Origin of the sequence: Methylobacterium isbiliense (assembly GCF_022179325.1) — a bacterium.
Lineage (GTDB): Bacteria > Pseudomonadota > Alphaproteobacteria > Rhizobiales > Beijerinckiaceae > Methylobacterium > Methylobacterium isbiliense.
Genome location: NZ_BPQQ01000145.1, coordinates 1 through 1,663, shown reverse-complemented (window position 1 = coordinate 1,663; position 1,663 = coordinate 1). Strand labels below are relative to the sequence as shown.

The 1,663-nt window shown below is 66.7% G+C and carries 3 pseudogenes; all 3 read right to left on the bottom strand.

From position 1 onward, the window contains the following. Window positions 1-63: 63 nt before the first annotated feature. Window positions 64-465, bottom strand: a pseudogene (locus MFF61_RS33350) (IS630 family transposase); the annotation flags it as partial. Window positions 466-721: 256 nt separating this feature from the next. After that, a pseudogene (gene istB / locus MFF61_RS33345) lies at window positions 722-1,452 on the bottom strand (IS21-like element helper ATPase IstB). Further along, window positions 1,452-1,663 (bottom strand): annotated as a pseudogene (locus MFF61_RS33340) (IS21 family transposase); the annotation flags it as partial. The pseudogenes MFF61_RS33340 and istB, both read right to left, overlap by 1 nt.

Below are 1,663 nucleotides of genomic sequence, written 5' to 3'. Positions count from 1 at the left end.
GAATGCGTCAATGCACTAGCGGCCCACCGGCGTCACGCCAACGCCGGCCGCACCCCTGGGTAATTACTCAGCCGACTTCACCAACCGGAATGGCTTCGGGTCGGCGTCCGTGGCCGCGATGAAGGCGCGGATGTCGCGTTCATGTTCCTCCACCGAGCCGTGTACCCCACGTCGGATCGCCCGCTCCGTCAGTAGGCCGAACCACCGCTCGACCTGGTTGATCCACGACGCTGAAGTCGGTGTGAAGTGCACGTGGTAGCGCGGGCGCTGCGCCAGCCAGTCGCGGATCAGCTTGGCCTTGTGCGTTGCCAAATTGTCGAGCACCAAGTGCAGGTCGAGGTCGGCCGACACCGCCGACTCGATCTCGTCCAAGAAGCGGCGGAACTCGCTGGCGCGGTGACGCGGGTAGCACTGCCCAATCACCGTTCCGGCCTTCACGTCGAGCGCGGCAAACAGGCTGGTGGTGCACCACACAGCGGTACCGAACATCGCATGGTGCTTCTCGACGACACGAGCATTCGAGCTCACCAAAAGGCGGCGGGTGTGTCAATCGGCGTCCAAAAGGGACCCGGGCTCGGCGTCCAAAGAGGACCCATCCCTGCCCATGGCTGATCCCCGCTGACGCAGAGGCTGACGTCGCGAAGCCGGCTGGGTGAGCGCAGCGGCGTCGGCCTCGTCTCCAGCCGGAGGCCATCTGCGGCGAGGTATCTCTCGGATCGTCTCAGGTGCGGGTCTTCAGCCGCCAGCTGGCGTTGCCCGTTTCCAGGATGTCGCAATGATGCGTCAGACGATCCAGCAGTGCCGTCGTCATCTTCGCGTCCCCAAACACACTCGGCCACTCTGCAAACGGTAAATTTGTCGTCACGATCACCGAGGTGCGCTCGTAGAGACGGCTGATCAGGTGGAACAGCATCTGACCGCCTGCCCGCGGCAACGGTAGATAAACCAGCTCGTCCAGGATCACGAGGTCGGCGCGCGCCAGCTGCGAGGCCAGACGCTCCGCCTGGCCCGCCCGCGCCTCGGCTTCCAGCTGGTTGACCAGATCGACCGTGTTGAAGAAGCGCACCCGTGCCTTGCGCTCGCGCACGCAGTTCGCCCCAATGGCGATGGCCAAGTGCGTCTTGCCCGAGCCCGTGCCACCGATCAGCACCGCATTGCGGTAATCGCTCAGGAAGCTGCCCCGGTGCAGCTCGCGCACCACGGCCGCGTTCACGGGCGAGCCGGCGAGGTCGAACTCGCTAGCGTCTTCACCACCGGGAACTTGGCGTTCCCCATCCGGTAAGCCGTGGCCCGGCTCTCCACGTCGGCCAGTTGCGCGGCCAGCAATTCGCCCACCACCCGCTCGGGTGCGTGCCCGCGCTTGGCCGACTGGGTGGTCACCTCGTCGTAGGCCGCGCGCATGCCGCGCAGCTTCAGCCTCACCATCAGCTCAAGGATGGTGTGGCGCTCCATCACAGCATCTCCATCGCACGCAGCTCGTCGTAGCGCGCGCAGTCGGCCGAGGGCTCCACGCCGAGCGTCAGGGCGGCCGGCGTCAGCACCGGCGCGGGCGGATCCGGCTCGCGCCCGCGTGCCAGCAGGTTGAGCACGGCATCGGCACTGAACAGGCGCGCGGCCAGTGCCGCCGTGCAGGCCTGCTCGATTGATCCTCCCTCGGCTTCGC